The organism is Pseudomonas sp. ADAK2 TE3594, assembly GCF_053628675.1.
The window spans coordinates 4,744,182-4,767,243 of sequence record NZ_JBRJGV010000001.1 but is presented as its reverse complement, the minus strand read 5'-3'; the positions used below and the strand labels follow the sequence as shown (position 1 = coordinate 4,767,243).

19 protein-coding genes are annotated in these 23,062 nt (G+C 60.4%); 13 read left to right on the top strand and 6 right to left on the bottom strand.

Annotated features, from left to right (window positions below):
• Positions 1-121: 121 nt before the first annotated feature.
• Positions 122-1,228: an NADH:flavin oxidoreductase/NADH oxidase gene (locus AB7M22_RS21245; RefSeq protein WP_454187700.1), complete on the top strand. Its 1,107-nt coding sequence runs from the start codon at positions 122-124 to the stop codon at positions 1,226-1,228.
• Positions 1,229-1,435: 207 nt separating this feature from the next.
• Here AB7M22_RS21245 and AB7M22_RS21240 read toward each other — a convergent pair whose 3' ends face one another.
• Complete coding sequence (locus AB7M22_RS21240) at positions 1,436-3,061, bottom strand: glucan biosynthesis protein D (protein ID WP_454187699.1); 1,626 nt, start codon at positions 3,059-3,061, stop codon at positions 1,436-1,438.
• Positions 3,062-3,472: 411 nt separating this feature from the next.
• Between AB7M22_RS21240 and AB7M22_RS21235 the strand changes: the two genes are divergently transcribed.
• On the top strand, positions 3,473-3,658 hold the full coding sequence (locus tag AB7M22_RS21235; RefSeq protein WP_008014027.1) for a hypothetical protein: 186 nt from the start codon (positions 3,473-3,475) through the stop codon (positions 3,656-3,658).
• A gap of 168 nt (positions 3,659-3,826) precedes the next feature.
• Here the strand turns inward: AB7M22_RS21235 and AB7M22_RS21230 are convergent, their stop codons facing one another.
• From AB7M22_RS21230 to ydcS, 5 genes are all read right to left on the bottom strand, one after another.
• Positions 3,827-5,251 carry a gamma-aminobutyraldehyde dehydrogenase gene (locus AB7M22_RS21230; RefSeq protein WP_454187698.1) on the bottom strand — a complete coding sequence of 475 codons (1,425 nt, stop codon included), beginning with the start codon at positions 5,249-5,251 and terminating at the stop codon, positions 3,827-3,829.
• A 148-nt stretch (positions 5,252-5,399) separates the two neighbouring features.
• Positions 5,400-6,224, bottom strand: a complete 825-nt coding sequence (locus AB7M22_RS21225) for an ABC transporter permease (protein ID WP_008014035.1) — start codon at positions 6,222-6,224, stop codon at positions 5,400-5,402.
• Positions 6,214-7,161: an ABC transporter permease gene (locus tag AB7M22_RS21220; RefSeq protein WP_454187697.1), complete on the bottom strand. Its 948-nt coding sequence runs from the start codon at positions 7,159-7,161 to the stop codon at positions 6,214-6,216. Before AB7M22_RS21220 ends, AB7M22_RS21225 begins: the two co-directional genes overlap by 11 nt.
• A 1-nt stretch (position 7,162) precedes the next feature.
• Positions 7,163-8,200, bottom strand: coding sequence for an ABC transporter ATP-binding protein (locus tag AB7M22_RS21215; protein WP_454187696.1), 1,038 nt, complete (start codon positions 8,198-8,200; stop codon positions 7,163-7,165).
• 105 nt (positions 8,201-8,305) lie between these two features.
• Entirely contained in the window at positions 8,306-9,457 is a 1,152-nt protein-coding gene (ydcS, locus tag AB7M22_RS21210; RefSeq protein ID WP_454187695.1) for a putative ABC transporter substrate-binding protein YdcS, read from the bottom strand.
• 329 nt (positions 9,458-9,786) lie between these two features.
• Here ydcS and AB7M22_RS21205 point away from each other — a divergent pair, with 329 nt between their 5' ends.
• From AB7M22_RS21205 to AB7M22_RS21155, 11 genes are all read left to right on the top strand, one after another.
• Complete coding sequence (locus tag AB7M22_RS21205) at positions 9,787-10,509, top strand: tellurite resistance TerB family protein (protein ID WP_454187694.1); 723 nt, start codon at positions 9,787-9,789, stop codon at positions 10,507-10,509.
• A gap of 384 nt (positions 10,510-10,893) precedes the next feature.
• A complete protein-coding gene (locus AB7M22_RS21200; protein ID WP_454187693.1) occupies positions 10,894-12,516 on the top strand; it encodes a methyl-accepting chemotaxis protein in 1,623 nt (540 codons plus the stop codon).
• Complete coding sequence (locus AB7M22_RS21195) at positions 12,516-13,052, top strand: chemotaxis protein CheW (RefSeq protein ID WP_454187692.1); 537 nt, start codon at positions 12,516-12,518, stop codon at positions 13,050-13,052. The genes AB7M22_RS21200 and AB7M22_RS21195 overlap by 1 nt, the downstream gene beginning before the upstream one ends.
• On the top strand, positions 13,049-14,338 hold the full coding sequence (locus tag AB7M22_RS21190) for a CheR family methyltransferase (RefSeq protein WP_454187691.1): 1,290 nt from the start codon (positions 13,049-13,051) through the stop codon (positions 14,336-14,338). The genes AB7M22_RS21195 and AB7M22_RS21190 overlap by 4 nt, the downstream gene beginning before the upstream one ends.
• The gene (locus AB7M22_RS21185; RefSeq protein WP_008014051.1) at positions 14,335-15,018 is read left to right on the top strand and encodes a chemotaxis protein CheW; all 684 of its coding nucleotides are present in this window, start codon (positions 14,335-14,337) and stop codon (positions 15,016-15,018) included. The genes AB7M22_RS21190 and AB7M22_RS21185 overlap by 4 nt, the downstream gene beginning before the upstream one ends.
• Positions 15,015-17,303, top strand: a complete 2,289-nt coding sequence (locus AB7M22_RS21180; RefSeq protein ID WP_454187690.1) for a response regulator — start codon at positions 15,015-15,017, stop codon at positions 17,301-17,303. The genes AB7M22_RS21185 and AB7M22_RS21180 overlap by 4 nt, the downstream gene beginning before the upstream one ends.
• Positions 17,300-18,310, top strand: a complete 1,011-nt coding sequence (gene cheB, locus AB7M22_RS21175; RefSeq protein WP_454187689.1) for a chemotaxis-specific protein-glutamate methyltransferase CheB — start codon at positions 17,300-17,302, stop codon at positions 18,308-18,310. The genes AB7M22_RS21180 and cheB overlap by 4 nt, the downstream gene beginning before the upstream one ends.
• Before the next feature lie 48 nt (positions 18,311-18,358).
• The gene (locus AB7M22_RS21170) at positions 18,359-19,360 is read left to right on the top strand and encodes a diguanylate cyclase domain-containing protein (RefSeq protein WP_454187688.1); all 1,002 of its coding nucleotides are present in this window, start codon (positions 18,359-18,361) and stop codon (positions 19,358-19,360) included.
• 106 nt (positions 19,361-19,466) lie between these two features.
• Positions 19,467-20,562, top strand: a protein-coding gene (gene prfB / locus AB7M22_RS21165) for a peptide chain release factor 2 (protein WP_095920368.1) whose coding sequence is annotated in 2 segments (ribosomal slippage) — positions 19,467-19,538 and positions 19,540-20,562 — 1,095 coding nt in all. Because the reading frame shifts where the segments join, the coding sequence is not laid out codon by codon here.
• Positions 20,563-20,664: 102 nt separating this feature from the next.
• Positions 20,665-22,167: a lysine--tRNA ligase gene (gene lysS / locus AB7M22_RS21160; protein ID WP_008014060.1), complete on the top strand. Its 1,503-nt coding sequence runs from the start codon at positions 20,665-20,667 to the stop codon at positions 22,165-22,167.
• A gap of 103 nt (positions 22,168-22,270) precedes the next feature.
• A complete protein-coding gene (locus tag AB7M22_RS21155; protein WP_007897654.1) occupies positions 22,271-22,987 on the top strand; it encodes a TetR/AcrR family transcriptional regulator in 717 nt (238 codons plus the stop codon).
• Positions 22,988-23,062: the final 75 nt, after the last annotated feature.

Here is a 23,062-nt window from a genome sequence, read left to right as displayed (position 1 = left end):
TCCTTGTGACGTCTTGTCGAATTTTTTGCCCGCGGGGGCGGGTGCTGCACCTTTTTTCCTGTCACTCGTCGACTATTCAAACAGAACCCTGGAGCCTGCCCACTGATTCGAGAGGTGCCCCATGAGTCTGCTGCTTGAACCCTATACCCTTCGTCAATTGACCCTGCTTAACCGCATCGCGGTATCACCGATGTGCCAATACTCCAGCGTCGATGGGCTGGCCAATGACTGGCATCTGGTCCACCTCGGCAGCCGTGCTATCGGCGGCGCTGGTCTGGTATTCACCGAAGCCACGGCGGTCACCGCCGACGGGCGGATTACCGCCCAAGACCTCGGTCTCTGGAATGATCAACAGATCGAACCCTTGCAACGTATTACGCGCTTCATCGCCGCCCAAGGCGCCGTTGCCGGTATCCAGTTGGCCCATGCCGGGCGCAAGGCCAGCACGCATCGGCCGTGGCTCGGCAAGCATGGCAGCGTCAAGCCGGAAGACGGCGGCTGGACCCCGGTCGGTCCTTCGCCGATCGCTTTCGACCCACAGCACACACCACCGAAGCAGCTCGATGAGGGCGAGATCGCTGACGTTATCCAAGCCTTCGTCGATTCGGCCAAACGGGCGCTGACCGCCGGTTTCAAAGTGGTCGAAGTACACGCCGCCCACGGTTATCTGTTGCACCAATTTCTTTCGCCCCTGAGCAATCAGCGGCGCGATCAGTACGGCGGTTCGTTCGAGAATCGGATTCGGCTGGTACTGCAAGTCACCGAAGCGGTGCGGGCCGTGTGGCCTGAAGAGTTACCGGTATTTGTGCGGGTGTCGGCCACCGACTGGGTGGAGGACGGCTGGAACCCCGATGAAACCGTGGAGCTGGCGCGACGCCTCAAAGATCTGGGCGTGGACCTGATCGACGTCTCATCGGGCGGTACGGCGGTAAACGCCGAGATTCCTACAGGCCCCGGTTATCAGACCCGTTTCGCCGAACGCGTACGCAAAGAGTCAGGCATTGCCACCGGTACCGTAGGAATGATCACCGAGCCGGCCCAGGCCGAGCACATTCTGCGCACCTGTCAGGCCGACATCATCTTCCTCGCCCGGGAATTGTTGCGTGATCCGTATTGGCCGCTGCATGCCGATGACGATCTGGGCGGGCACAAAGCTATCTGGCCGGCGCAATACCAGCGGGCCACCCATCGTGACCAGCCGATTCATGAATCGGATTTGCGTGACTGAATGCCGCTGTAAAAACCAAAAAGCCCCGGTCGTGTTGACCGGGGCTTTTTTGCGTTTCTGTGCTGAGATGTTTGTTGTCTGTCAGGCCGTCTTCGCGGGCAAGCCTCGCTCCTACAAGGCGGAGCGTTCATCACCGATCCCGTAGGAGCGAGCGGTGCGGCGATCCGACTTGCCCGCGAAGGGGACCGCCCAGACAACCTCTTACCCTCAGGTGTACTTACGTTTCTCCGGCGCCGGCGGGAAATACTGGTACAACCAGGTTTCACTCAACGTCCGGTCATTGGTGCGAATGAACAACCGCAGCTCCACCGGCGCCACGCTGTCATTGGTCGGGTACCAGTCGAAGGTAATGCGGTAGCCCTTGATGTCATCGAGCACCAACACGTTGAAGTCCTTCACTTCGCCGTTCGAGCAGGTCACCACCGGCTCGATCCCCGCGCCTTCGGGCAAACGGTCCAGACCACCACCAGTGAAATCCACGGCAAAGCGTCGTGCCCAGACCTCCGGGTAATGCTCGCCCGGCGCCCAGCCTTCAATGAAACCGCCCATGCCCGAACGGGTAGCGTTGACCCGCGCCAGAGGCGTGCTCACCGGTGGCAGGGAGCTCCAATAGAGCTTGTAGCCGTAATTGAGGGAGTCCCCGGCCGCGACCGGTTTCTTCGGTGTCCAGAACGCAACGATGTTATCCAGGGTTTCGCCGGTTGTAGGAATTTCCAGCAAATCGATAGAGCCTTCGCCCCACGCGGTTGTAGGTTCTACCCACAGGCTCGGGCGCTTGCTGTACCAATCGACGGTGTCCTGATAATTGGCGAACTCGTGATCGGTCTGCACCAGACCAAAGCCTTTCGGGTCGGTGTCGGCAAAGGCATTGAATTGCAGGGTGGCCGGGTTGTTCAGTGGGCGGCAGATCCACTCGCCATTGCCGCGCCACATGGCCAGGCGATCGGAGTCGTGGATTTGCGGGTGAATGGTGTCGCACATGCGCCGTTCATGCTTGCCGCAGCTGAACATGCTGGTCATCGGCGCGATGCCCAGCTGCTCGATGGCGGTGCGGGCATTGACGTGGGCGTCGACGTCCATCACCACGCGCTCGGCCTGGCAATCGATGTCAAAACGGTAGGCGCCAGTGGCGCTCGGCGAATCGAGCAGGGCGTAAACCACGAAACGGGTGCTGTCCTTGTCCGGTGTCTCGAACCAGAACTTGGTGAAGTCCGGAAATTCTTCACGCTTCTTGGCGTACGTATCGATCGCCAGGCCGCGGGCCGACAAACCGTACTGGCCGGTGGCATCTACCGCACGGAAATAGCTGGCGCCGAGGAAGGACAATACGTCGTGCTGATCCAGTTCCGGGGCCTTGAACAGCTTGAACCCGGAGAAACCCAGATCGGCCTTGAGCTGTTTAGTGTCAACGGTGGTTTTTTCATAGTTGAACAGCGACGGGCGGAAATGCACCTCGCGCGCCAGTCGAGTCTTGGGATCGACGCTGTACATGCGCACCGGTTGCTTGAAACCCATGCCGACGTGGAAAAACTGCACGTCCAGCTGACCTTTCAGGTCCTTCCACAGCGAGTGATTGCCGTCATAGCGGATCGCGTTGAAGTTCTGCGGCGTCATGGTCGCCAGCGTCGGCGGCAGCACCTGCTTGGTGTCCTGATAAGGCTTGCCTGCGAGCTGTTTTGCCTGGCTCTTCAGCGCTTCGAAGTCGAACGGCACAGCGTCGCCATCAGCAGCGCTGCTGCCAGCCCAGGCGCGTGCAGCCAATAGGCCGGTGGCCGAAAGACCAGTGTAAGCCGCGATGGCCATGGAGGCTTTGAGCAAATTCCTGCGGTGCATAAGTACAACCTGTCGTGAACAATCCCGCGCCGTTCCTGGCACGTGCTGGATCAGAAATATCGGTTCGGACATGCCTTGGCCAAACGCAACGGACTTTAGAACAGATGCCAAATAGCTTAAACCGTTCGGTTGCAGAGCAAAAATGATTGATGGCACGACGACAGTGCGGCAATGAAACAAGACATGTCAGGTAACGTTTCTCACAGCACTTTCTGATTTATAGGGCATATCTGCTTTTCTCGACTAATTACTCTAAAAACTGCTTTTCAGCGCCGATTTAATTTCTATTCTATGGGCATGACCGGTTTCGGCCCTTCAGGCCGGTGGGTTCAGCAGGCACAAGGTGGTCGCTGAAAGTGATAGGGCGATGCGGTTTTGAAGTTTTCTCTGACGTATAGAAGGACATCGTCCATGTCGAAAGTACAAGGCATCACTGAAATATTAGGAATCTTCCCCTGCCTGACCACCGGTCGACGAAGGCGTCGGCTCAGTTCGGAGGAGTTGAAGTTGGTGGAGCGGTATCGCGAACTGTCGGAGAGCGACCGGATTGCGATGCGCTATCTGGTGGATGCGATGAGGAGTGTTTCGCGGTTCTAAGTGGAGGTGGTTACCGTGAGAGCCATTTGGCTTTTACGGAGTTAAGCCGCCGATGTCTGCCTTGATTGTGCGGTGAGGCCTTCGCGGGCAAGCCTCGCTCCTACAGGTTTTGTGTCGATCGATCAAACGACGCGATCCCTGTAGGAGCGAGGCTTGCCCGCGAAGCTTTTAATGCTTGAACATCACATGCCGCACAACGGTGTAGTCCTCCAGCCCATACATCGACATGTCCTTCCCATAACCGGACAGTTTCTGACCGCCATGCGGCATTTCGCTGACCAGCATGAAGTGGGTATTCACCCACGTGCAGCCGTACTGCAAACGTGCAGACAGGCGATGGGCGCGGCCGACGTCCGCGGTCCAGATCGACGACGCCAGGCCGTAGTCTGAGTCGTTGGCCCAGGCCAGTGCCTGTGCTTCATCGGTGAACTTGGTGACCGACACTACCGGCCCGAATACTTCGCGGCGCACGATCTCGTCGTCCTGTTGCACATCGGCCAGCACCGTCGGTTCAAAGAAGAAACCATTGCCTTCCACCGCTTTGCCGCCAGTGATTAAACGAATGTGCGGTTGCGCCATGGCACGCTCGACCAATCCGGTCACGCGGTCGCGATGTTGTGCGCTGATCAACGGGCCAAGCTCCGTCGATGGATCGTCCTGCAGGCCGTACTTGATACTGCTGACTGCCGCACCGAGCTTTTCGACGAACTGGTCGTAAATGCCGGCTTGCGCGTAAATACGGCAGGCGGCGGTGCAGTCCTGGCCGGCGTTGTAGAAACCGAAGGTGCGGATACCTTCCACGGCGGCGTCGATGTCGGCATCGTCGAAGATGATCACCGGCGCCTTGCCGCCCAGTTCCATGTGCATGCGTTTGACGTTGCCGGCCGTGCTGGAAATGATGTTCGAGCCAGTGGCGATCGAGCCGGTCAGCGACACCATGCGCACTTTCGGATGTGTAACCAATGGGCTGCCGACCGTAGGACCACGCCCGAATACGAGGTTAAGCACGCCAGCCGGGAAGATGTCCGACGCCAGTTCTACCAGGCGCAGGGCGGTCAGCGGGGTTTGTTCCGACGGCTTGAGCACCACGGTATTACCGGCGGCCAGGGCCGGGGCGATTTTCCAGGCGACCATCATCAGCGGGTAGTTCCACGGCGCGATGGAGGCAATCACGCCCACTGGATCGCGACGGATCATCGAGGTGTGGCCGGGCAGGTATTCCCCTCCCAGCGCACCGCTCATGCAGCGACTGGCGCCGGCGAAGAACCGCAACACGTCGGCAATCGCCGGGATCTCATCGTTCAGTGCAGCGCTGTAGGGTTTGCCGCAATTGTCCGATTCCAGTTTGGCCAGCTCTTCGCCATGGGCTTCGACGATGTCGGCGAGTTTGAGTAGTAGCAACGAGCGTTCTTTCGGCGTGGTTTGCGACCAGGCTTCGAAGGCGTTGTCGGCGGCACGCACGGCGGCGTCGACTTGGGCTTCGCTGGCTTCGTTGATTTCTACCAGCACACGGCCCAGAGCCGGGTTGAACACGGCTTGGGCGGGGCCGTCGCCATTGACGAGTTGGCCGTTGATCAAGAGTTTTGTTTGCATGGCTATGTCCTCATCGAAGCTGTTGTTTTTCTGTCGGAACCGAATCCCTGTAGGAGCGAGGCTTGCCCGCGAAGGCGTCCTCAAGAATGTTAAAAGCTTCGCGGGCAAGCCTCGCTCCTACAGGAGATTGTTGTTGTCTGTTCCTGATCTATTTCCCGCCACTGCCCGCAACGCTTTCGCCACCCCGGGTCAGGTAATAGGCGCCGAGGATCGGCAGCATGGTCACCATCATCACCAGCATCGCGACGACGTTGGTCACCGGTACGTCTCGTGGGCGGCTGAGCTGGTTGAGCAGCCACAGCGGCAAGGTGCGTTCATGGCCGGCGGTGAAGGTGGTGACGATGATTTCGTCGAATGACAAGGCAAACGCCAGCATACCCCCGGCCAGCAATGCCGAGCCAAGGTTCGGCAGGACGATGTAGCGGAAGGTCTGCCAACCGTCGGCGCCGAGGTCCATCGAGGCTTCGATCAAACTGTAGGAAGTGCGGCGCAAGCGGGCGATGACGTTGTTATAGACAATCACCACGCAGAAGGTCGCGTGACCGACGATGATGGTGAACATTCCCGGCTCAATCCCCAAAGTCTTGAAGGTCGCCAGCAGCGCGATGCCGGTGATGATCCCCGGCAGGGCAATCGGCAGGATCAGCATCAGCGAGATGCCTTGCTTGCCGAAGAAATCCCGTCGGTACAACGCCGCCGACGCAAGGGTGCCGAGGATCATCGCAATCAATGTGGCGACGGCCGCGATTTGCAACGACAGCTTGATCGCTTCCAGTACGTCGGGCCGGGAGAACGCCACGCCGATCCACTTCAGGGTAAAGCCCTTGGGCGGAAAGCTGAACGCCGCGTCTTCGGTGTTGAAGGCGTAGAGGAAGATGATCAGGATCGGGAAGTGCAAAAACATCAACCCGCCCCAGGCGGCGATACGTAGGCCCAGGGATGCCCGATCTTGAGATGAAGCATCAGAGCGCATCGAAAGCCCCCATACGTTTGACGATGGACAGGTAAATGGCGATCAGCACGATCGGCACCAGCGTGAAGGCCGCCGCCATCGGCATATTGCCAATCGCCCCTTGCTGGGCGTAGACCATGCTGCCGATGAAGTAACCCGGCGGGCCCACCAGTTGCGGCACGATGAAGTCGCCCAGGGTCAACGAAAAGGTGAAGATCGAACCGGCCGCGATGCCCGGAATCGACAGCGGCAGAATCACTTGCATAAAGGTCTGACGCGGCCTGGCACCGAGGTCGGCCGAGGCTTGCAGCAAGGACGGCGGCAGGCGTTCCAGTGACGCTTGAATCGGCAGGATCATGAACGGTAGCCAGATGTAGACGAACACCATGAACCGCCCCAGGTGCGAGGTCGACAAGGTGCTGCCGCCGACGCCCGAAATCCCGAGTACTAATTGCAACACCGGTTCCAGCCCCAGGTGCTGAACAAACCACTGGGCCACGCCGCCCTTGGCCAACAGCAAGGTCCAGGCGTAGGCCTTGACGATGTAACTGGCCCACATCGGCATCATCACCGCGATGTAGAAAAACGCCTTGGTCTTGCCGCTGGTGTAGCGCGCCATGTAGTAGGCGATAGGGAACGCCACGATTGCACTGGCGATCGACACGACAATGGCCATGCTCAGGGTGCGCAGGATGATGTCGAAGTTCGACGGCTGGAACAGTGCGGTGAAATTCGCCAGGGTCAGGTCGGGCGTGACCGCCATGGTGAAATCATCGAAGGTGTAGAAGCCTTGCCACAACAGGGTCAGCAGCGAACCGAGGTAGATCGCACCGAACCACAGCAACGGCGGCACCAGCAGCAGCGACAGATACAGGTTCGGCCGGCGGTACAGCAGGTTGGAAAACCGGCGCAGCGGCGAGCCGCTGGCCGGGGTTTGAGAGGGTGCCACGCTGTTCATCTCACACCCCGCCCACAACATTGTCGTGCAGCGGGATCATCGCTTCACGCGCCCAACGAGCGCTGATGCGTTGCCCGGTCTGATGTTGCGCGCTGACGTCCAGCCACTGGACGTTGGCCTGGCTGATGTTCAGGGTCTGGCCGTTTTCCAGTTTCAGTTCATAGCGGGTGGCGCTGCCTTGGTACTGGATGTCGTGCAGCAGGCCGCTGACTTCGATTTCATGGCTGGCCAACGGGCCTTCGGCGAAACGCACGTGTTCCGGGCGAATCGAAAACGGCTGTGGATTGCCGCTCAACTGCTGCGCCAGATCACCGCGAATCACGTTGGAGGTGCCGACGAATTCGGCGACGAAAGTGGTCGCCGGTTTCATGTACAGGTTGCGCGGTGTGTCGACCTGTTCGATGCGGCCCTTGTTGAACACGGCCACGCGGTCGGACATCGACAGCGCTTCGGTCTGATCGTGAGTGACGAAGATAAAGGTGATGCCGAGCTGGCGCTGCAGCTTTTTCAGTTCGCCTTGCATTTGCTCGCGCAGTTTCAGATCGAGGGCGCCCAAGGGCTCGTCGAGCAGCAATACGCGAGGGCGATTAACCAAGGCGCGGGCCAGGGCCACACGTTGACGCTGGCCACCGGACAGTTGCACCGGTTTACGCTCGCCATAACCGCCGAGGGCGACCATGTCGAGGGCTTCTTCGGCGCGTTTCTGGCGTTCGGACTTGCCAACACCTTTGACTTTCAAACCGTAGGCGACGTTGTCGAGTACGTTCATGTGCGGGAACAGTGCGTAGTCCTGGAACACGGTGTTCACGTCACGCTGATACGGCGGCAGCCCGGCGGCTTCGGCGCCATGAATGCGGATGGAGCCAGCGCTGGGTTGTTCGAAACCGGCGATCAGGCGCAGGCAGGTGGTTTTGCCCGAGCCGGATGGGCCCAGCATGGAAAAGAACTCGCCGTCCTGGATATCGATGGAAACCCGGTCAACGGCCTTCACTTCGCCGAACTGACGGGAAACGTTGGTGAACTGGACTGCAAGCGTCATGGTGCGGTGCTCCAAAAATCTGAGTCTTCAAGAGCATCGCGAGCAGGCTCGCTCCCACAGGGGAACGCGATCAAATGTGGGAGCGAGCCTGCTCGCGAAGAGGGCTTAACGACCGCCCATAATCGCAATGTAATCCTGGGTCCAGCGGCTATAAGGCACAAACTTGCCGCCCTCAGCCTGCGGGGTTTTCCAGAAGGCGATCTTTTCGAACTGGTCGAAACCGTTGGTCTTGCAACCCTCGGTGCCCAACAGTTCGCTTTCCTTACACCCCGCCGGGACCGCCGGCAGCGAGCCGAACCAGGCGGACACATCACCCTGGACTTTCGGTTGCAGCGACCAATCCATCCACTTGTAGGCACAGTTCGGGTGCTTGGCCTCGGCGTGCAGCATGGTGGTGTCGGCCCATCCGGTGGCGCCTTCTTTCGGGATGGTCGAGGCGATCGGCTGTTTTTCGTTCATCAGGCCGTTGACCTGATAGGGCCAGGCGCTGGCAGCCACCACGCCTTCGTTCTTGAAGTCACTCATTTGCACGGTGGTGTCGTGCCAGTAGCGATGGATCAACTTTTGCTGGGCGCGCAGCAGGTCGAGCACTGCCTTGTACTGGGCTTCGGTCAGCTCGTAGGGGTTCTGGATACCCAGCTCCGGCTTGGTGGCTTTGAGGTACAGCGCCGCGTCGGCGATGTAGATCGGGCCGTCGTAGGCTTGCACCCGGCCTTTGTTGGGTTTGCCGTCAGGCAGGTTTTGCGCGTCGAATATCACGCTCCAGCTGGTGGGCGGCTGCTTGAACACCGTGGTGTTGTACATCAGCACATTCGGACCCCACTGGTATGGGGTGCCGTAGATCTGTTTGTTGACCACATACCACGGTGCATCCTTGAGGCGTGGATCGAGATTCTTCCAGTTGGGAATCAGTGCGGTGTTGATCGGTTGCACACGTTTGCCGGCGATCAACCGCAGGGAGGCATCACCCGATGCCGTCACCAGGTCGTAACCGCCCTTGGCCATCAGGCTGACCATTTCATCGGACGTACCGGCCGTCTTGACGTTGACCTTGCAGCCGGTTTCCTTCTCGAAACCGGTCACCCAGTCATAGGCCTTGTCGGTTTCGCCCCGTTCGATGTAGCCGGGCCAGGCGACGATATCCAGCTGACCTTCGCCGGCGCCGACAGCTTTCAGCGGCTCGGCGGCCTGCAGGCTGGTGCTGGCCAGCAGCGCCGTGGTGATTGCACTGAGCAGTGCGGTCTTGTGCACAAGCATGGGTGAACCCTCTTCTTTAAATTATGGTCGGGGCAATGTTGAACGGGGTGATGCGCCGTGAGTGGCTTGTTATTAGCTTAGTGCGCTTTGTGAGAGGCAGATTGAGGCCGGGCTGTCTTATGGATTTATCCAGCCTAGTGCTCGGTCCCACGGTCGACAAATCTCAAAGGCTGCATTCGATGAAATAGTTTACGTGGGGGCGCGCTCCAGCCTGTTTGCCTAAGCGTGAGCAACATCTGGAAGCACTCTCATCGAGAGGCGTCGGGCACTTTCGATCCAGGCTGGTGGCCTTAAAGATCCGGTTAACCCGAATTCGTGGAGGCAGCAAAATGAACACTCGTGGATTGCTCGATCAACTACTCAAATCCGGTCAGGATCTGTTGCAGAACAAGGCTGGTGGCGTCCAGAACAAAGCGTCCAACGGTGGTTTGGGCGGTTTGCTCGCAGGCTCCAGTGGTTCGGGTGGCCTCGGCAGTGTGCTATCCGGCGCCGGCGGCGGTGCTCTGGCGGCTGGCGCCATGGGCCTGTTGCTCGGCAACAAGAAGGTGCGCAAGGTCGGCGGCAAAGTGGCTATCTACGGCGGTCTCGCGGCATTGGGCGTGATTGCCTACAAGGCGTACGGCAACTGGCAGGCTCAACAAGGCACCGCAGCCACAACCGAACCGCAAACTATCGACCGCTTGCCAGCAGCCCAGGTTGAGCAACACAGCCAGGCGATTCTCAAGGCGTTGGTGGCCGCGGCCAAGGCTGACGGGCATGTCGATGAGCGTGAGCGCCAATTGATCGAGGGCGAGTTCAGCAAACTCGACAATGATCAGGAACTGCAACACTGGCTGCACGCCGAACTCAACAAACCGCTGGACCCGACCGACGTCGCCCGCGCCGCCAGCACGCCGGAAATGGCGGCTGAAATGTACATCGCCAGTGTGATGCTGGTGGATGAGGAGAACTTCATGGAGAAGTCCTATCTGGATGAACTGGCGCGGCAGTTGAAGCTGGAACCGGGGTTGAAGGCCGAGTTGGAGAAGCAGGTGCGGCAGGCTTCTATGTAGGTCTTCAGACCGCCTTCGCGGGCAAGCCTCGCTCCTACAGGATCGTGTCGAACGACAAGGGGGGCGTACGACCATTAACCGTAGGAGCGAGGCTTGCCCGCGAAGGCGGTGTGTCAGGCAACAGATTTTTGGCTTGTGGCGAGAGGGCTTGTCGGAACGCCGCATCGCCCCGTTGGGTGGCGAAGCCCTCCCCCAAATCAGTAATCGCGGTGATTCAGCGAAATTGCATGTTCCGAGTTTGCGACTGCTGCGCAGCCGAACGGGGGCGAGCCCCCTCGCCACAAGGTTCGTCAATTACCGCGTTTTCGTTCTTCGCGATCAAGCCCGCTCCCACAGGCCCTCGGCTATACTCCCTCGCAATTTGAACCGCACCGAGGACTGACTGTGAAGAACTGGACGTTGCGCCAACGCATTTTGGCGAGCTTTGCGGTGATTATCGCGATCATGCTGTTGATGGTCGTGGTGTCTTTTTCTCGGCTGATGACGATCGACTCCAGCGCCGACCGGGTCCGCACCGATGCAGTGCCCGGGGTGTATTTCAGTTCGATGATCCGCGGTGCCTGGGTCGACAGTTTTAACCTCACCCAGCAGCTTGTCGGCCTTTCCGGGCAACGCGAAATGACCGCCGCCGACCAGGCCATGTACAAGAGCTTCGAAGAGCGCTTGAGCGAGCAGATGGCCAATTACCGCAAAACCATTTTTACCGCGGAAGACCAGGTCCTCTTCGACGAATTCGAAGCGCGTCATCGGCTCTACAATCAAGAAATGACCAACGTACTCGACCTCTATCAACGCAAAGAGTACGAGCAAGCACGCCTGGCCCTGGAGCAGAAACTCGCGCCAGCCTGGATCAATGGGCGCAAGCAGTTGAATAGCCTTCTGGAGAGTAATCACGAGCTGGCTGAAAAGGCCACGCTGGCCATCGGTGAAGCGGTGACAGCCGCCAAAATCAGCATGGGCGTCTCTCTGCTGGTGGCAATCATCGTCGCCGGTCTCTGTGGCCTGCTGCTGATGCGCGCGATCATGGCGCCGATGAATCGCATCGTGGATATCCTCGAAGTCATGCGCACCGGCGATCTCAGCAGTCGCCTGAACCTTGATCGCAAGGATGAGTTCGGCGCGGTGGAAACCGGCTTCAACGACATGATGACCGAGCTCACCTCGCTGGTGTCCCAGGCCCAGCGCTCCTCGGTGCAGGTCACCACGTCGGTCACGGAAATCGCCGCGACATCCAAGCAGCAGCAGGCCACGGCCACCGAAACCGCTGCCACTACCACCGAAATCGGCGCGACATCGCGTGAAATTGCCGCCACCTCACGGGATCTGGTGCGCACCATGACCGAAGTCTCCACCGCCGCCGATCAGGCTTCGGTGCTGGCCGGTTCCGGTCAACAAGGCCTGGCGCGCATGGAAGACACCATGCACTCGGTGATGGGCGCGGCGGATCTGGTGAACGCCAAGCTGGCGATCCTCAACGAGAAGGCCGGCAACATCAATCAGGTGGTGGTGACCATCGTCAAAGTCGCCGACCAGACCAACCTGTTGTCCCTGAACGCCGCGATCGAAGCCGAGAAGGCTGGCGAATACGGTCGCGGGTTTGCCGTGGTCGCCACCGAAGTGCGGCGTCTGGCGGACCAAACCGCTGTGGCCACCTACGATATCGAACAAATGGTGCGCGAGATCCAGTCGGCGGTGTCGGCCGGGGTCATGGGCATGGACAAGTTTTCCGAAGAAGTGCGTCGAGGCATGTCCGAGGTGCAGTCGGTGGGCGAGCAACTGTCGCAGATCATCCATCAGGTTCAAGCGCTGGCACCACGGGTGTTGATGGTCAATGAGGGCATGCAGGCCCAGGCCACCGGCGCCGAGCAGATCAACCACGCGTTGGTGCAGTTGGGCGATGCCAGCAGCCAGACCGTCGAATCTCTGCGTCAGGCCAGTTTCGCCATCGACGAATTGAGCCAGGTGGCCGTGGGGCTGCGTGGCGGCGTCTCGCGATTCAAAGTCTGATGAGCGAGCTCGCGGTCAAACGCGGCGCGGTGATGCCGGTGAAACAATCGTTGTTTCTGGTGTTCCGCATCGGCAGCGAACGTTACGCCTTGCAGGCCATCGAGGTGGCCGAAGTGCTGCCGCAACTGCCGTTGAAACCCATTCCCCGGGCGCCGCACTGGGTGGCGGGGGTGTTCGCTTATCGCGGTGCGGTGGTGCCGGTGATCGACCTCAGCGCCCTGACATTTGGCCAACCGGCCCAGGCCCGCACCAGCACGCGGTTGGTGCTGGTGCACTATCGGCCGGATGAGGCGACGCCCGCGCAATTGCTCGGGCTGGTTCTGGAACAGGCCACCGACACGTTGCGCTGCAACCCGGCGGACTTTCAGCCTTATGGCCTGGACAATCGCCAGGCGCCGTACCTCGGGCCGGTGCGCGAAGATGCCCAGGGTTTACTGCAATGGGTGCGGGTTGCCGATTTGCTGGACGAACAGGTCCGCGCCTTGTTGTTTCCCTCGCCGCCGTTGGACCTGGCGCAGTTTGAGGAGCAGGGATGAGCAGCGATCAACGGTTTTTCGATTTTCTCAAAGAACGTATCGGCCTGGATGTGGGCTCGGTCGGCCCGGCGATCATCGAACGCGCGGTGCGCCAGCGCTGCACGGCGGCTCGGGCGTTAACGGCTGATGAGTACTGGCACACCTTGCTGGGCTCGCGCGACGAACAACAGGCGCTGATCGAAGCGGTAATCGTCCCCGAGACCTGGTTTTTCCGTTACCCGGAATCTTTCGCCACGCTGGCGAAACTGGCGGCCAAACGTCTGGCGGCGATCAATAACATGCGCGCCCTGCGGATTCTCAGCCTGCCATGTTCCACCGGCGAAGAACCGTACTCTATCGCCATGGCGTTGCTCGATGCCGGGCTGGCGCCGCACCAGTTCAAGGTCGACGGCATGGATGTCAGCCCGCTGTCGGTGGAAAAGGCCAGGGTCGCGCTGTATGGCAAGAATTCGTTTCGCGGCCAGGACATCGACTTCCGCGAGCGGCATTTCACGGCTGAAAACGACAACTATCGCCTCAGCGGGCGCGTGCTTGAACAGGTGCGCCTGCAGGTCGGCAATCTGCTGGATCCGGCCTTGCTGGCCAGTGAGCCACCTTATGACTTCGTGTTCTGTCGCAATTTGCTGATTTATTTCGACCAGCCGACCCAGCAGCAAGTGTTCGAAGTGCTCAAGCGCCTGACCCACGTCGACGGCGTGCTGTTTATCGGCCCGGCGGAGGGCAGTCTGCTGGGGCGTTTCGGCATGCGCTCGATTGGTATCCCGCAGTCGTTTGCCTTCAGTCGTCAAAGTGCGCCGGAACCGCTCGCGACCTTCGTGCCGACGCCGCTGCCGGTGCAGCAACCGGTGCGCAGCGTGACACCGCCGCCAGTGCGCAGTCGGCCTTTCGCAACGGTCGTGCCGATGCCTCAGGTCGCCGCCGCCCCTTCGGCCACCCCTTCGGACGCTACCCCTTCGGACGCTGCCACGCTGCTGGCGAACATCGCTGCGCTGGCCAATGAAGGCAAAAGCGCTGAGGCCCGCGCTGCGTGCGACAGTTTTTTGCGCAGTCACGAGCCAGTGGCGCAGGTGTTCTATTGGCTGGGGTTGCTCAGCGATGTCGCCGGCAGCGCCCTCGAGGCCCAGGGCTTTTATCGCAAGGCGTTGTACCTCGAACCGCAACACCCCGACGCGTTGATGCACCTGGCCACCTTGCTGCAATCCCAGGGCGACACGGCCGGTGCCAGACGATTGCAGGCCCGCGCCGTCCGCAGCGAGCGCGCCGCAGACAGTGAGCGTAAACGATGAGCGCCGCCGACACCTTGAGCGTCACCCATGAAGATGCCCAGGCCATCGACGACTGCTGGAACCGCATCGGTATCCACGGCGACAAGTCCTGCCCATTGCTGAGCGAGCACATTCATTGTCGCAATTGCGCGGTGTATTCGGCTGCCGCCACACGTTTGCTCGACCGCTATGCGTTGCAGCAGGACGACCGCGAGCAAGTCTCCACCGTGGCCGGGAGCGATGTGAAAACCCGCTCGCTGCTGATGTTTCGCCTCGGCGAAGAATGGTTGGGCCTGGCCACCCGCAGCCTGGTCGAAGTGGCGCCGCTGCAGGCTATTCATTCCTTGCCGCATCAGCGCTCCCGGGCGTTGCTCGGCGTGGCGAATGTGCGCGGTGCGTTGGTGGCTTGCCTGTCGCTGGTGGAACTGCTGGGGCTCGACGCTACCAGTGGCGTGGCGTCCGGCGCGCGGGTGATGCCGCGGATGCTGATCATTGCCGCTCACGGCGGGCCAGTGGTGGTACCGGTGGACGAGGTCGACGGGATTCACGCCATCGACGAGCGCATTCTCGAGGCGGCGTCTCAGTCCGGCACTCAGGCCAGCGCCAAGTACACCCGTGGTGTCTTGCAATTCAAAGGTCGCAGCCTGCGTTGGCTGGATGAAGAGCAGCTGCTGTCCGCCGTGACCCGGAGCCTCACATGACCCCCGAGCAGATGCGTGACGCCTCTTTGCTGGAACTGTTCAGCCTCGAAGCCGAGGCCCAGACCCTGGTGCTGAGCGCAGGTCTTTTGGCGCTTGAGCGTGATCCGACCCAAGCCGATTACCTTGAGTCGTGCATGCGCGCCGCCCACTCACTCAAGGGCGCGGCGCGGATTGTCGGTGTCGATGCCGGGGTCCGTGTCGCCCATGTGATGGAAGATTACCTGGTCAGCGCCCAGGAAGGGCGCCTGTACCTGCGGCCCGAACACATTGATGCACTGTTGCAAGGCACCGATCTGCTGATGCGGATTGCGACGCCGGGCAATGCTCCGGCGCCTGCGGATATCGACGCTTACGTCATCTTGATGGGGCGGCTGCTTGATCACATGGCGGCCACTGCCCCCATGACGCCGCCGATGGCAGAGCTTCAGCTAGAACCGCCGACGCCCAAGGTTGAGCCGATCATGCCGGCCACCACCGAAGCGCCACCGGCAGCGCCCGCCGAGCCAGCGCCCACGACTAAACGCACCACCGAAAGTGGCGAACGTGTGTTGCGCGTCACGGCCGAGCGTTTGAACAGCTTGCTCGACCTGTCGAGTAAATCCCTGGTGGAAACCCAGCGGCTCAAACCGCACCTGGCCACTATGCAGCGCCTTAAGCGCATGCAGAGCAACGGCTTGCGGGCCTTGGAAAATCTCAACGTCCATCTCAAAGACCTTGGCTTGAGCCTCGAAGCTCAGGAAGCCTTGGGTGATGCCCGTCGGTTACTGGCAGAGTCCCAGCGATTGCTGGCGGAAAAAAACGCCGAGCTCGATGAGTTCGCCTGGCACGCCAGCCAGCGTGCGCAGGTGTTGTATGACACGGCGCTGGCCTGTCGTATGCGGCCATTCGCCGACGTGCTGAGCGGGCAGGTGCGCATGGTCCGCGACCTCGGCCGCAGCCTTGGCAAACAGGTGCGGCTGGAGATCGAAGGCGACAAGACTCAAGTCGATCGCGACGTGCTGGAAAAACTCGAAGCGCCGCTGACGCACCTGCTGCGCAATGCGGTGGATCACGGCATCGAAACCCCGGAACAACGGCTATTGGCCGGCAAGTCGGAGGAGGGCCTGATCCGTCTGCGCGCGTCCCATCAAGCCGGTTTGCTGGTGTTGGAACTCAGCGATGATGGCAATGGCGTCGATCTGGAAAAACTCCGTCGCAACATCGTCGAGCGGCAGTTATCCCCAGCCGAAACCGCTGCCCAGTTGAGCGAAGAAGAGCTGCTGACGTTTCTGTTTCTGCCGGGTTTCAGCCTGCGCGACTCCGTCACTGAAGTCTCCGGGCGCGGCGTCGGGCTGGATGCGGTTCAGCACATGGTTCGCCAGTTGCGCGGCGCCGTGGTGCTGGAGCAGACAGCGGGCGAGGGCAGTCGCTTTCATCTGGAAGTGCCGCTGACGCTGTCGGTAGTGCGCAGCCTGGTGGTGGAAGTCGGTGATGAGGCGTATGCCTTCCCGCTGGCGCACATCGAGCGAATGTGCGACCTGGCGCCGGAAGATATCGTGCAGGTCGAAGGCCGGCAGCACTTCTGGCACGAAGGCCGGCATGTCGGGCTGGTCGCCGCCAGTCAGCTGTTGCATCGCCCGGCGAGCCAGAACAACGCGCAAACCCTCAAAGTCGTGGTCATCCGCGAGCGCGAGGCGATCTACGGGGTGGCAGTCGAGCGCTTTATCGGCGAGCGCACGTTGGTGGTGCTGCCGCTGGATGAGCGCTTGGGCAAGGTGCAGGACATTTCCGCCGGGGCCTTGCTCGACGACGGCTCGGTGGTGCTGATCGTCGACGTCGAAGACATGCTGCGTTCGGTGGACAAACTGCTCAATACCGGGCGTCTGGAGCGCATTGCCCGGCATGCCAATCAGGCCGTCGAAGCGGCGCGTAAACGGATTCTGGTGGTGGACGACTCGCTGACCGTTCGTGAGTTGCAGCGCAAATTGCTGCTCAATCGCGGCTATGACGTCGCGGTGGCGGTGGACGGCATGGATGGCTGGAACGCCCTGCGTTCGGAGGATTTCGATTTGCTGATCACCGACATCGACATGCCGCGCATGGACGGCATCGAGCTGGTGTCTTTGTTGCGCCGCGATAACCGCCTGCAATCCCTGCCGGTGATGGTGGTGTCCTACAAGGACCGCGAAGAGGACCGCCGCCGTGGACTGGACGCCGGAGCCGACTATTATCTAGCCAAAGCGAGTTTTCATGATGACGCTTTGCTGGATGCAGTGGTTGAGCTCATTGGAGGCGCGCGGGCATGAAAATCGCTATCGTCAATGACATGCCCATGGCGGTAGAGGCTTTACGCCGCGCTTTGGCGTTCGAACCGGCGCACGAGGTGGTCTGGGTCGCCAGCAACGGGGCCGAGGCGGTGCAACGTTGCACCGAATACACCCCGGATCTGATCCTGATGGATTTGATCATGCCGTTGATGGACGGTGTGGAAGCGACCCGGCGAATCATGGCCGAGACCCCGTGCGCGATTGTCATTGTCACTGTCGACCGCGAGCAGAACGTGCACCGGGTGTTCGAAGCCATGGGCTACGGCGCGCTGGATGTGGTTGATACCCCGGCTATCGGGGGCGGCAATCCTCAGGAAGCCGCCGCACCGCTGCTGCGCAAGATCATGAACATTGGCTGGCTGATTGGTGACCACAGCAACCGGGTGCGATCGGCACCGAGCTCGCACCGCCACTCGTCCTCGCGCCAGCATTTGGTGGCCATCGGTTCATCCGCCGGCGGGCCGGCGGCACTGGAAGTGTTGCTTAAGGGCCTGCCACGAGATTTTTCGGCGGCCATCGTGCTGGTCCAGCATGTGGATCAGGTATTCGCCGCCGGCATGGCCGAATGGCTTGCCAGCGCCAGTGGCCTGGACGTGCGCCTGGCCCAGGAAGGCGAACCGCCGCAAAGCGGCACGGTCCTGCTGGCCGGGACCAACCATCATATTCGCTTGCTGAAAAACGGCACGCTGGCCTACACCGCCGAACCGGTCAACGAGATCTATCGGCCCTCGATCGATGTGTTTTTCGAGAGTGTGGCCAGTTACTGGAGCGGTGACGCCGTGGGTGTTCTGCTGACCGGTATGGGGCGCGACGGCGCGCAGGGGCTTAAACTCATGCGCCAACAGGGCTACCTGACCATCGCTCAGGATCAACAAAGCAGTGCGGTGTACGGCATGCCGAAGGCGGCCGCGGCCATTAACGCGGCTGTGGAAGTTCGCCCACTGGACAAGATAGCGCCACGATTGCTGGAGATCTTCTCAAAATGACTATCATTAGCAGCAATCGTGGCCAAAGCAGTACTCAGGTGACCGCACATGAATGAATTACAGCTCGACGACTTCAAAACCGATGAAAACGCCGCCATGGTGTTGTTGGTGGACGATCAGGCGATGATCGGCGAGGCAGTGCGGCGTGGTTTGTCGAACGAAGAAAACATCGACTTCCATTTCTGTGCCGACCCGCACCAGGCCATCGCCCAGGCGATTCGCATCAAGCCGACCGTAATCCTTCAGGACCTGGTCATGCCCGGCCTCGACGGCCTGAGCCTGGTGCGCGAATACCGTAATCACCCGGCGACCAAGGATATCCCGATCATTGTCCTGTCGACCAAGGAAGACCCGCTGATCAAGAGCGCGGCGTTTGCCGCCGGTGCCAATGATTATCTGGTCAAACTGCCGGACAACATCGAACTGGTGGCGCGCATCCGCTATCACTCGCGCTCCTACATGACCCTGCTGCAGCGTGACGCGGCGTATCGCGCGCTGCGGGTCAGCCAGCAGCAGTTGCTCGACACCAACCTGGTGCTGCAACGCTTGATGAACTCCGACGGCCTGACCGGGCTGTCGAACCGTCGGCATTTCGACGAATACCTGGAGCTGGAGTGGCGGCGTTCGCTGCGGGACCAGACTCAATTGTCGCTACTGATGATCGATGTCGACTACTTCAAGTCCTTCAACGACAGCTTCGGCCACCTCGAAGGCGATGAGGCCTTGCGCAAAGTCGCTACGGCGATTCGCGACGCCAGCTCCAGACCTTCGGACTTGCCGGCCCGTTACGGCGGCGAAGAGTTCGTCCTGGTCTTGCCCAACACCTCGCCGGGCGGTGCGCGAATGGTGGCGGAAAAACTGCGCCAGACCGTGGCCGGGTTGAAGATCCCGCACATTTTCCCGATCGAAGGTTCGTGCCTGACCATCAGTATCGGCCTGTCGACCATGATTCCGCAGCCGGGCAGCGATTGCCGGCAATTGATCTCGGCGGCGGACAAGGGGCTGTACCTGGCGAAGAACAATGGGCGTAATCAGGTGGGGATTGAATGAACCATCGGGTTCATTCACCGCTAAAGCCGCCAGGCGGGCTGCCGTGACAGCTTGATTACGTTATACTCGCCGGCTTTCAAAAGTTCGCCAACGAGTGCTGCCCGCCATGGAAATCAACCCGATCCTTAACAGTATCAAGGACCTGTCCGAGCGCTCCGAAACTATTCGGGGGTATCTTTGACTACGATCAAAAGCATGAGCGTCTGACTGAAGTCAATCGCGAGCTTGAAGATCCGTCTGTCTGGAACAACCCGTCGTATGCTCAGGAACTGGGCCGCGAGCGGTCGCTGCTGGCTCAGATCGTCGAAACCCTCGACGAAATGCACAGTGGCCTGGCCGATGCCAAAGACTTGCTGCTGATGTCCGCCGAAGAAGAAGACCAGGCCGCCGTCGATGACGTCGCTGCCGAAGTCGAGCGCCTGCGCGAGTCCCTGGAAAAACTCGAATTCCGTCGCATGTTCAGCGGTGAGATGGACGCCAACAACGCCTACCTGGATATCCAGGCCGGTTCCGGCGGCACCGAGGCCCAGGACTGGGCCAACATCCTGCTGCGCATGTACCTGCGCTGGGCGGATAAACGCGGTTTCGACGCGACCATCATGGAGCTGTCGGCCGGTGAAGTCGCCGGTATCAAAGGCGCTACCGTGCACATCAAGGGCGAATACGCCTTTGGCTGGCTGCGTACCGAAATCGGCGTGCACCGTTTGGTGCGCAAGAGCCCGTTCGACTCCGGCAACCGTCGTCACACCTCGTTCTCGGCCGTGTTCGTGTCGCCGGAAATCGATGACAACATCGAAATCGACATCAACCCGTCGGACCTGCGCATCGACACCTACCGCTCCTCCGGTGCCGGTGGTCAGCACGTTAACACCACCGACTCGGCCGTACGGATTACCCACGTACCGACCAACACTGTGGTCAGCTGCCAGAACGAACGTTCCCAGCATGCGAACAAAGACACCGCGATGAAAATGTTGCGGGCGCGTTTGTATGAGCAGGAAGTTCAGAAGCGCAACGCCGCCTCCCAGGCCCTGGAAGACACCAAGTCGGATATCGGCTGGGGTCACCAGATCCGTTCGTACGTGCTCGATGCCTCGCGGATCAAGGATTTGCGTACCAACATCGAACGCAGCGACTGCGACAAGGTGCTCGACGGCGACATCGACGAATACCTGGTGGCCAGCCTGAAACAAGGGCTCTAAGGCCCGCGCTACAGGGTTGTCACCACCCTGTAGGAGCGAGGCTTGCCCGCGAACCCCGGCGAATGCCGGGGGCAACGAACCTGAGATGGAATTTTTAAAGACATGAGCGACCTACAACTCGACCCGCAAGCCCTGCAACAGGAAGAAAACTCCCTGATCGCCCTGCGCAAGGAAAAGCTTGCTGCCGAGCGCGCCAAGGGCAATGCCTTCCCCAACGACTTCCGTCGCGACAATTACTGCGAAGATTTGCAGAAACAGTACGCGGACAAGACCAAGGAAGAGCTGGCAGAGGCTGCAATCCCGGTCAAGGTGGCGGGTCGCATCATGCTCAACCGTGGCTCGTTCATGGTGATTCAGGACATGACCGGTCGCATCCAGGTTTACGTCAACCGTAAAACCCTGTCCGAAGACACCCTGGCCGCGGTGAAAACCTGGGACATGGGCGACATCATTGCAGCCGTTGGCACCCTGGCGCGTTCCGGCAAGGGCGACCTGTACGTTGAAATGACCAGCGTGCGCCTGCTGACCAAATCCCTGCGCCCGCTGCCGGACAAGCACCACGGCCTGACCGACACCGAACAGCGCTACCGCCAGCGTTACGTCGACCTGATCGTCAACGAAGAGGTGCGCCAGACCTTCCGCGTTCGTTCGCAAGTGATTGCGCACATTCGCAGCTTCCTGATGAAGCGCGACTTCCTGGAAGTGGAAACGCCGATGCTGCAAACCATTCCAGGCGGCGCGGCGGCCAAGCCGTTCGAGACTCACCACAACGCGCTGGACATGGAAATGTTCCTGCGTATCGCGCCTGAGCTGTACCTCAAGCGCCTCGTTGTCGGCGGTTTCGAGAAAGTCTTCGAGATCAACCGCAACTTCCGTAACGAAGGCGTTTCGACGCGTCACAACCCTGAATTCACCATGTTGGAGTTCTACCAGGCTTACGCCGACTACGAAGACAACATGGACCTGACCGAAGAGCTGTTCCGCGAGCTGGCTCAGTTGGTTCTGGGCAGCACCGACGTGCCGTACGGCGACAAGGTGTTCCACTTCGGCGAGCCATTCGTGCGTCTGTCGGTGTTCGACTCGATCCTCAAGTACAACCCTGAGCTGACCGCTGACGACCTGACCGACATCGACAAGGCCCGCGCCATCGCCAAGAAGGCCGGCGCCAAGGTGCTCGGCTTTGAAGGTCTGGGCAAGCTGCAGGTGATGATTTTCGAAGAGCTGGTCGAGCACAAGCTGGAACAGCCGCACTTCATCACCCAGTACCCGTTCGAAGTGTCGCCGCTGGCCCGTCGTAACGACGAGAACCCGAACGTCACCGACCGTTTCGAACTGTTTATCGGTGGCCGTGAAATCGCCAACGCCTACTCCGAGTTGAACGACGCGGAAGACCAGGCTGAGCGTTTCATGGCGCAGGTGGCCGACAAGGACGCCGGCGACGACGAAGCCATGCACTACGACGCTGACTTCGTTCGCGCGCTGGAGTACGGCATGCCGCCGACCGCCGGTGAAGGGATCGGCATCGACCGTCTGGTGATGTTGCTGACCAACTCACCGTCGATCCGCGACGTGATCCTGTTCCCGCACATGCGGCCACAAGCGTAAGTGTTTCAATTAAAAAGCCGCCTATAACAGGCGGCTTTTTATTGCCTGTCTGGTACAAACGTATCAATTGGTTACTTTTGACGTTTAGAGAGGAATACCTGTCGTGAATCGTGCAATTGCTCAAGAAGGTGCAGCGGGTATCGCCACTGCGGTCGCTGAAAGTGTTCAGTACCAGGGCCGCAAAGCCAGCCGACAGGGCAGTGAACAGCGTCGACAGGACATTCTTGACGCGGCGATGCGCATTGTCGTGCGTGATGGCGTGAGGGCCGTGCGGCACCGTGCGGTGGCCGCTGAAGCGGGTGTGCCGCTGTCGGCCACTACCTACTATTTCAAGGACATCGATGACCTGCTCACCGATACCTTCGCCCAATATGTGGAACGCAGCGCGGCGTTCATGGCCCGGTTGTGGGCCAGCAACGAAGGCCTGTTGCGCGAGATGGTTGTCAGCGGCGATGGCACTCCCGAGTCCCGCTCACAGCTGGCGGACGATATCGCACGGCTGATGGCAGACTATGTTCATCGGCAACTGATCAATCGCCGCGAGCACTTGATGGCTGAGCAAGCCTTCCGCCAGGAAGCGTTGCTCAACCCGCGCCTGGCCTTGCTGGTGCGCTCCCATCAGCAAATTCTCCTGCAGGGCACCTGCCAGCTTTTCGAAGTATTGGGTTCCCGTGAGCCACAACAGGATGCCAAAGTGTTGACTGCTATTATCGGACGGATGGAATATCAGGGCCTGCTCAACGACGCCGAGCCTGTGGCCGAAGAGGAAATGCTCGGCATCCTCAACCGCTACATGCATTTGGTACTGGCGTCGGTGTAAATCCCGCAGGACAACTCGACCCTGTAGGAGCGAGGCTTGCCCGCGAAGGCGGTATAACATTCAACATATGTGTTG

What these genes read in the sequence shown, in the direction of transcription:
- AB7M22_RS21230 (WP_454187698.1), bottom strand. Translation starts at nt 5,251, where the DNA reads ATGCAAACAAAACTCTTGATCAACGGCCAACTCGTCAATGGCGACGGC.
- AB7M22_RS21195 (WP_454187692.1), top strand. Translation starts at nt 12,516, where the DNA reads ATGAGCGAGCTCGCGGTCAAACGCGGCGCGGTGATGCCGGTGAAACAA.
- AB7M22_RS21215 (WP_454187696.1), bottom strand. Translation starts at nt 8,200, where the DNA reads ATGACGCTTGCAGTCCAGTTCACCAACGTTTCCCGTCAGTTCGGCGAA.
- AB7M22_RS21180 (WP_454187690.1), top strand. Translation starts at nt 15,015, where the DNA reads ATGACCCCCGAGCAGATGCGTGACGCCTCTTTGCTGGAACTGTTCAGC.
- AB7M22_RS21190 (WP_454187691.1), top strand. Translation starts at nt 13,049, where the DNA reads ATGAGCAGCGATCAACGGTTTTTCGATTTTCTCAAAGAACGTATCGGC.
- AB7M22_RS21220 (WP_454187697.1), bottom strand. Translation starts at nt 7,161, where the DNA reads ATGAACAGCGTGGCACCCTCTCAAACCCCGGCCAGCGGCTCGCCGCTG.
- cheB (WP_454187689.1), top strand. Translation starts at nt 17,300, where the DNA reads ATGAAAATCGCTATCGTCAATGACATGCCCATGGCGGTAGAGGCTTTA.
- AB7M22_RS21245 (WP_454187700.1), top strand. Translation starts at nt 122, where the DNA reads ATGAGTCTGCTGCTTGAACCCTATACCCTTCGTCAATTGACCCTGCTT.
- AB7M22_RS21185 (WP_008014051.1), top strand. Translation starts at nt 14,335, where the DNA reads ATGAGCGCCGCCGACACCTTGAGCGTCACCCATGAAGATGCCCAGGCC.
- lysS (WP_008014060.1), top strand. Translation starts at nt 20,665, where the DNA reads ATGAGCGACCTACAACTCGACCCGCAAGCCCTGCAACAGGAAGAAAAC.
- AB7M22_RS21170 (WP_454187688.1), top strand. Translation starts at nt 18,359, where the DNA reads ATGAATGAATTACAGCTCGACGACTTCAAAACCGATGAAAACGCCGCC.
- AB7M22_RS21235 (WP_008014027.1), top strand. Translation starts at nt 3,473, where the DNA reads ATGTCGAAAGTACAAGGCATCACTGAAATATTAGGAATCTTCCCCTGC.
- AB7M22_RS21240 (WP_454187699.1), bottom strand. Translation starts at nt 3,061, where the DNA reads ATGCACCGCAGGAATTTGCTCAAAGCCTCCATGGCCATCGCGGCTTAC.
- AB7M22_RS21225 (WP_008014035.1), bottom strand. Translation starts at nt 6,224, where the DNA reads ATGCGCTCTGATGCTTCATCTCAAGATCGGGCATCCCTGGGCCTACGT.
- AB7M22_RS21205 (WP_454187694.1), top strand. Translation starts at nt 9,787, where the DNA reads ATGAACACTCGTGGATTGCTCGATCAACTACTCAAATCCGGTCAGGAT.
- ydcS (WP_454187695.1), bottom strand. Translation starts at nt 9,457, where the DNA reads ATGCTTGTGCACAAGACCGCACTGCTCAGTGCAATCACCACGGCGCTG.